This is a genomic window from Terriglobales bacterium (assembly GCA_035454605.1).
Taxonomy (GTDB): domain Bacteria; phylum Acidobacteriota; class Terriglobia; order Terriglobales; family Acidobacteriaceae; genus DATMAB01.
The window spans coordinates 1-7,065 of record DATIGQ010000209.1 but is presented as its reverse complement, the minus strand read 5'-3'; the positions used below and the strand labels follow the sequence as shown (position 1 = coordinate 7,065).

Sequence of the window (7,065 nt, the reverse complement as noted above, 5' to 3'; positions counted from 1 at the left end):
TTGATGTGGATGCCGCTCACGTTGTAGTGCAGCATGAGTTCTTCCGGCGCGCCGGCGGTTTCCACGTCCTCCACGGTCTGGAAGGCGTACACGTTGAACAAGCCGCTCTCCGCGCCCAGCAGTTTGCGGGCGCCCTTGCTGCAGGAGGAGAGGCGGTCGCTTTCGTTGAGCGCCCGCGAGATCATGATGCGCTGGTTGCCGTCCATGAGGTAGAGCGGGGCGGAATCCTCGAAGCAGACGCCGATGCCCAGCTCCAGGATGGGCAGCCCCGCGGGCCGCGACTTCTGGTTGTAGGCCTGCACGATCTCGAGCATCTCCCGCGCCAGCACGCAGGCCCGGGCCACGCAGTTGGAGGGCTCGCCCTCGCGCCCGAACAGCGCCAGAATCAGCGCGTCTCCTTCGATGAAGACTTTGGTGGCGCCGTACTTGGCCAGCAGCTTGTTCACCGGATCGTAGAAGTTCAGGCTGAAGTAGGAAGCCGGGTTGAGACCGCGCTCCATGAGCGTGCGGGTCAGAGTAGTGGAGTCGCGCACGTCGGCCTTGATCACCACATGGTGGATGACCTTGTCCTCCACCGGCTTCTGCTCCTCGGCCAGCAGGAACTCGTAGAGGGTGCTGTTGATGGCGGAGAGTTCTCGCAGCTTCTCGGTGGCCACCACGTTGACCGAGTCCATGGCGGAGTTGAGGGCCTCGAAGCGTCGCAGGTCGCGGTGGTAGCGCATAAAGTCACCCAGAAAGCGGCCGGCGATCTTGGCGCGCTCGGCGCCCTTGCAGCTCCCCACGCGCTTGACGGCGGAGTGCAGCCCGTCAGTGGAGATCTTGCCGTGCTCCTCCAGCAGGGTTTCCACCCGCTTGCGTTCGGTCCGTGAGATGAGCGCGTTCTTGAGCTGCTGCGCGTTGATGGGCGGCGAGTACTGGGCCAGCAGCGGCACGGCCTCGTAGGAGGCGATGACGTGATCCATCACCTGCTGCTTCTCCAGCAGGTCCACCCACGCGCCGAGCAGCGCTTTCTGCGACTTGCCGCGGGGTGTGGACTCATCGGGCGTGCCGCCGGCGGTGAGTTCCTGGGCGTTTTCCGGGGCGCTGAAGAAGGGGTCCAGGGCGCGGTCGTCGTCGGTGCCGCCGTTGGCGGCGATGTTCAACGAGCGCAGGAACTCGCAACTGATCTCCAGCATGGTCTGGAAACGGTCGGGGTCGCGCTCGTAGTTGCCCAGCATGACGTAGTGCTCGGCGTTGAGATAGTCGTCGCGCCCGTCCTCGGTAAACAGCAGGCGGTTGAGCAGCAGATCGTAGTGTCCGGCAGCCGCGGCTTCCCCGAACAGGGAGCGTCGCGTGCGCGAGAGGGTCTCCTTCTCGATCTCGCGCAGGGTCTCGAACAGGTCCTGGCCCACGCGGCGCAACAGCGATTTCTTGCCAATCTGCAGGGCGGCAAAGCGCTCGCGCATTTCCACGATGCGCGCCGGCTGGTGGGGACCTTCGTAGCTCTTGAGCTTGGTGCGACAACGCTCCAGGGTCTGGGTGAATTGGGCGCTCAGTTCGTTGCGCAAGAACTTGATGATGGCCAGTCGGGCCAGCAAGTCGATGGAAAGGTTGTTCTCCGCCTTGGCTCGGTTCAGCGCGGCGAGGTGCAGTTCCACCAGGCTGCGCTTGAAGTCGGCCGGATCGGCCTTGGCCTTGGCCGCTTCGGGGGGACGCACGATGGAGGGAGGCCGGGCGATGGAAGGTTCCTCCGCCACCAGGTCCTGCACATTGCCGTAGCGAGTGATGAGGCGAGCGATGTGCTGGCGGGCGGTATCGGCAAAGCGCGGGCTCAGGAATACGTCGTGCCGGACGTTGTCCACCCCGGCCAGCAGGCCCTCCAGACGCAACGAGGGCGTGTACGTGTTCAGGCTGAGTTCCTTGGCGTGATCGGCCAGGCTGCCGCGTTGCAGGAATGGGAACGGCGACATGAGCGCAGCGTGAAAACTGCTGCGCCCGAATTTACCACATCTGCCCGGCGAGTCCGGCAGGCGGCAGTCTTACTGCGCTCCTGCCGCCTTGCGGCTGGCTCTGCGGGCCGCTTCGAACTCATCGCCGGGCCTCCACTCGACGCCCTGGCGCAAGAGCGCGGCCTTCCAACCCAGCGTGAACCCGAAGCGGGCCAGCGTCTGCAGGGTGGTGAAATCCATGTCCTCGGTGTACTGGTCGCCTGGCTGGTGGTAGCGCTTGACGGTGTACTCGTCCCGCTGCTGGCGTCCCCATTCCAGGGTGCGCCCCTTGAACTTCAAGCCGGCTTCGACGGAGAACCCGGGCACGCCCACGCGCGCCAGGCTGAAGTGGTCGGAGCGATAGTAATACCCGGCCGAGGGGTTGGCATCCGGCACAATCTCCAGCCCGAAACTTTCGGCCGTGGCTTTTACCACCGGATAAAAGCTGGTGCGCTCCGCGCCGGAGACTTCTACTTCCTCCGGTTCACCGCGCGGCGGGATGCCGTCGAAATTCAGGTTGAGCACGAGACGCGCGGCCGGCATTGGCGGATGCTTGCCCAGGTACTCTGAACCCAGCAGCCCCTGCTCCTCCGCGGTCACCGCCGCGAACAGGATGGAACGCCGGGGGCGCTGGGACGCTTCGGCGAACACGCGCGCCATTTCCAACAGGGCGGCGCAACCGGTGGCGTTGTCCACCGCTCCGTTGAAGATGTTGTCGCCCGCCATGTTCGGGCGGATGCCCAGATGGTCGTAGTGCGCGGTGTAGATCACCGCTTGATTCCGGTACGCAGGATCCGACCCTTCCAGCTTCGCGATCACGTTGTTCGACTCAAAGCGGCGCACTTTGGTCACAAGGTGGGCTTTGAGGCGGAGCGGCAACTCGACGGGACGGAAGCTGCGCGAGCGAGCCTGCTGCATCAGTTCGTCCACATTCTTGCCGGCGGCAGCCAGGGCCTTGCGCGCCACCTCAAGCTGGATCCACGAGGCGGCATGAAGTTTGGGAGTCTCTGCCAGAAGATCCGAGCGCTCGCCGGACCAGGAGTTGCGTACCACGTTCCAGCCGTAGCTGGCCATCTCCGTCTTGTGGATCAGGATGGCGCCCACCGCACCGCGCCGCGCTGCCGCCTCAAACTTGTACGTCCAGCGGCCGTAATACGTGAGCGTCGGGCCCTTGAAGAACGCCGGATCGAGCGAGGGCGGCTCGTTCACCAGCATCAGCAGGACTTTGCCCTTCAGGTTGGCGCCCTTGTAGTCGTCCCAGCCGAATTCAGGAGCGGAAATGCCGTAGCCTACGAATACCACCGGCGCGTCGATGTCGGACTCCGTACCCTGCGTCTGATCCATGACTACATAGTCGTCCAGCATGCTGAGCTTCATTTCCTCGCCGGAAGCGGGAACCAGGGCGTAGGTGCTCTCCGGCTGCGTGGTCAGCCCCACCAGAGGAACGCGCTGCAGGTACGTGTTGTTGTCGCCGGCCGGTTTGAGGCCGTAGGAAGCGAACTGCTCGGCGATGTACTTGGCCGCCAGGTCGCCCCCGGGCTGGCCCGTGCCGCGGCCCTGCAGGCGGTCGTCGGCCAGGTAACGTACGTGCTCGCGGATCTTCTCCGCGTCGATGGCCTTCACTGCCCGCGCAACGGCGGGAGAAAGGTCCCGTTCCGCTCCCATAGCCTTGCGCTTTGTGCGCTGGCTTTGGGAGAACGCTCCCACCGCCCCGCACACCAGGAGAACGACCAAGAAGGCTGCCTTGTGGATGCGCATCAGAACCAACCTCAGTGGTGAGATGAATCCTCTATTCTACGCGATGCCTGGGGCGATTCTCTTGAGGGCGTGACCCGCGGACCGCGGGTCAGTTCTTCGACCCTCAACCGGCCATGTAGTCGACGACTTCTTCGCCGGGTGCGAACACTTGCGCTTTGGGCATGGAGGCAGCCGCCGCCAGCCGCTTGTTCAGCTCTTCCACCTCCGCGCGCAGCCACCCCACGGTCACCTGTTCGACCTTGCCCTCCGGTGAAATGTAGAACAAAGAGGGCACGTTGGTCAGGCCGTAGGCGTTGGAGACGGGATAGCTGTGGGTGTCGTCGAGAAAAACGGGGAAGGTGATGCCGAACTTTTCCTTGAACTGCGCCGTCTCCGGACGCGGGTTCTGCGAAATGCCTACGACCGTCACCTTGTCGCGCGGGTAGGCCTTGTACAGGCGCTCCAGAAAAGGAAACGTGTATTGGCAGGTGGGGCAGGAAACCTTGAAGAAGGCCGCCAGCACCGGGCCGCGCTGCCGCGCCTCCATCAGTGAGAAGTGATCGCCGTTCATACCCGGCAGTGAAATCTCAGGCGCCGGTTTCCCCTTGCCTATCGAGTCCATCCAGACCTCCGTCCCTATCTTAGTGGATGACGCAGGCCTCCTCCCGGCTTCAGCTTTACAGCATAGCGAAGCGGCCGAGGATCTTGCGGGTCAAGCCGGTGAGGGGAAGCGTGTGCAGGCGTGAGCGGGGAATCCAGCGACCACGTCCGGGTTTGGGCGCCTGGCTCAGCGTAACTACGCTCACCGTGAAGTCCGTGTTGGTGATGGCGTGCCGCATCCTGGCCACGGCGCTGCTCTCCGCCTGGTTCTGGGCGACTTCAGGGAGTTCCCACATGCCCGGCATCAGCGAAAGCCGCTCCGGACGCCGCACCAGGTAGACGGCCCGCGGCGTGGCAGCCAGTCCGTAAGTGACCCGGCTTTTGCGACGTCGCTGCGGCGGCGCCGTCTCGAGCGTCCCGCGTGTCCGGCACCACGCAGCCAGCGGGCACGCCTCACACCGCGGCGCCCGCGGCAGACACACCGTGGCGCCCAGTTCCATCATCGCCTGGTTAAAGTCACCGGGGCGGTTGCGGGAGATGAGAGCATTGGCTGCATCCCACAGGTGAGCGTGAGTCCCATTGCCCGGAGTTGCCAGCAAACGGCGCAGCACCCGTTCCACGTTACCGTCCACCACCGCCGTCGGTTCTCCGAACGCCAGGCTGGCGATGGCGGCCGCGCTGTAGCGACCGACTCCGGGCAGCGCGCGCAACTCCTCTGCAGAGCGCGGGAAGCGGCCGTTTCGCTCCCCGACCAGGACGCGAGCGGCCTGGTGCATCATGCGGGCACGCCGGTAGTATCCCAGGCCACTCCAGGCGGCCAGCACATCGGCCGGCCGTGCCGCTGCCAGCACACGCAGCCTGGGAAAGCGCCGCAGGAAGTCGGGGTAACGATCCAGCACTGCGGCCACCCGCGTCTGCTGCAGCATGACCTCCGAAGCCCAGACGCGATAGGGATCGCGGGTGCGCCGCCAGGGCAGATCGCGTCGGTGGCGGTCGTACCAGGCCAGCAGCCGGGCGCGCAGGCGAGGCAAGACGCGGACAGGAAGCCGGGCCATGGACGCACAGTATGCCTGAGCCGCCCGCCGGCATGTAACAACCAAACAAGAAGGCCGGCACCAGGCCGGCCTGCGTTATCTCACGAACTGCTCTATTGCGGTGGTTGGCCTTCCGGCTTCTTGCCGGAACCGGCTGCTGCCGCTGCCTTTTCCGCTTCCTCGCGTTTGGCGCGATAGGCCGCCAGGTTCTCTTTCGAGCGATCCAACGATTCCTGGTAGAGATTGCGGCGGAACTCGCTGGTTTCCGTTTCCAGTTGTTTCTGCAGTTTTTCGATGTTCTTCTCTACTGCCGCTTCGTCGGCCTTCGCCCGCTCTACGGCCGCCTCCGCATCCTTTGCCTCAGCAGAAGCCGGGGCCTGCTCGCCACTTTCCGCCGCCGGTGCTGTCGCCTGCGACTCGCCGGATTCGGCCGCGTTCGCAGGCGCAGCCGATGCGGCGGGAGCGGCCGCCGATGCCGCGGATTCCGATCCCGGCGGAGCCTTGGGCAGGTCCTCGGCGCGATACACCTTCTTGGACTTCGCGGCCTCCTGCTGCGCCTTCTTCTCCTTGTTGCGACGGGCCAGTTCTCCCAGCGAAGGCTGGTCCTGGTCCTGCGCCACCGCCACGCCGACCACCATCAGGCATCCCAGCGCGACCGCGAGTGCGCTGGCCATGCAGCGAAAACGGATCATTGTTTCCTCCTAGTAACGCACCTCGCGATAGGCGAGGATGGCGGGCGGCTGTGGCGTTTGCTTCTGCTTCAGCGCGCACAGGTCGTAGTTGATCACGGCGCTGCCGCCCAGCACGGTGTTATCCAGCGACTGCTGCCCGGCCAGCACCGCGCCCACGATGTTGGTGGGGTTGGCGCCGCCGCCGGTAAAGGCCACCACGCCCTTCACCAGGATCAAGCCGTAGAACTCCAGGCCACCGTTGATCTCCAGGTCGCCGTCTACCACTAGGATGCCGGCCCCAGTTGCCGCGTTGGTCAGCTTGAGGTCACCCGGAACATAGGTGACTTGATTCACAGCCCCTATCGGGTTGTCCGGATCGACCGGAGGAAAGGGACTGGGCGGCGTCCCGAACTTCTGGTCCGGTTGGGTGCCGCAATTCGGAGGCGAGCCGACACAAGTGTAGTTGTACGGCGGCCCGGTCACGTTCACCGATGCCGGGTTGCTGCCGAATGTCTCGACCATGCCGGGAATGTCATAGAACCAGGGCTGGTTCTGTGCGATGGGCGGATCTTGACCGGCCACGATGTTTTCCGACGCGCTGGGACTGTCCACAGTTTCCGACGAATAAATCGCCCACTTGCTCTTGTCGCAGATCTTACCCGGCCGATCCACGCAAGTCGTGACGTTCTGTCCGCTCACTTTCTTTGTGGTGCATTCGCACGAGCAGGCGTCGTAGCCGTTTACCGTCAGCTGACCACTCAGGCTGACGTGGTCCTGCGAGTCCACGGCCGCGTTGGTGATCATGGGCGGCTGTTCCGCCACCTCCATTTGCACCATGCGCCGCGCGCCGGTACGTGTGACCGCCAGCGCCGTCACCACGTACACCGGGCGCATGTACATGAACTGTGGCGGGGGCGGCTCCGAAGAGCAAGTGGCATAGCCGGCGGGCATCACCTTTTCATTCAAGCCGTCGTAGCACACCTGCGTGTTATACGTAGCTGCGTTCGCGCCTCCGTCTACGAAGAAGGGTGAGCCGCTCATGTTGGCCTTGGCGGT

The 7,065-nt window shown here is 64.7% G+C and carries 6 protein-coding genes; all 6 read right to left on the bottom strand.

Features of this window, described 5'->3' with window-relative positions:
- A partial coding sequence (locus tag VLE48_14860; protein ID HSA94291.1) for a hypothetical protein occupies positions 1 to 1,949 on the bottom strand: 1,949 nt, incomplete at its 3' end.
- A gap of 69 nt (positions 1,950 to 2,018) precedes the next feature.
- Positions 2,019 to 3,725 (bottom strand): M28 family peptidase, encoded by a 1,707-nt coding sequence (locus VLE48_14855; protein ID HSA94290.1) that lies wholly within the window; start codon positions 3,723 to 3,725, stop codon positions 2,019 to 2,021.
- A 103-nt stretch (positions 3,726 to 3,828) separates the two neighbouring features.
- On the bottom strand, positions 3,829 to 4,326 hold the full coding sequence (locus VLE48_14850) for a TlpA disulfide reductase family protein (GenBank protein ID HSA94289.1): 498 nt from the start codon (positions 4,324 to 4,326) through the stop codon (positions 3,829 to 3,831).
- Between the two features lie 55 nt (positions 4,327 to 4,381).
- Positions 4,382 to 5,359, bottom strand: a complete 978-nt coding sequence (locus VLE48_14845) for an A/G-specific adenine glycosylase (protein ID HSA94288.1) — start codon at positions 5,357 to 5,359, stop codon at positions 4,382 to 4,384.
- 92 nt (positions 5,360 to 5,451) lie between these two features.
- Positions 5,452 to 6,030, bottom strand: a complete 579-nt coding sequence (locus VLE48_14840) for a hypothetical protein (GenBank protein HSA94287.1) — start codon at positions 6,028 to 6,030, stop codon at positions 5,452 to 5,454.
- A 9-nt stretch (positions 6,031 to 6,039) separates the two neighbouring features.
- The coding region (locus VLE48_14835; protein HSA94286.1) for a hypothetical protein at positions 6,040 to 7,065 on the bottom strand (1,026 nt) is incomplete at its 5' end.

What these genes read in the sequence shown, in the direction of transcription:
- VLE48_14850 (HSA94289.1), bottom strand. Translation starts at nt 4,326, where the DNA reads ATGGACTCGATAGGCAAGGGGAAACCGGCGCCTGAGATTTCACTGCCG.
- VLE48_14855 (HSA94290.1), bottom strand. Translation starts at nt 3,725, where the DNA reads ATGCGCATCCACAAGGCAGCCTTCTTGGTCGTTCTCCTGGTGTGCGGG.
- VLE48_14845 (HSA94288.1), bottom strand. Translation starts at nt 5,359, where the DNA reads ATGGCCCGGCTTCCTGTCCGCGTCTTGCCTCGCCTGCGCGCCCGGCTG.
- VLE48_14840 (HSA94287.1), bottom strand. Translation starts at nt 6,030, where the DNA reads ATGATCCGTTTTCGCTGCATGGCCAGCGCACTCGCGGTCGCGCTGGGA.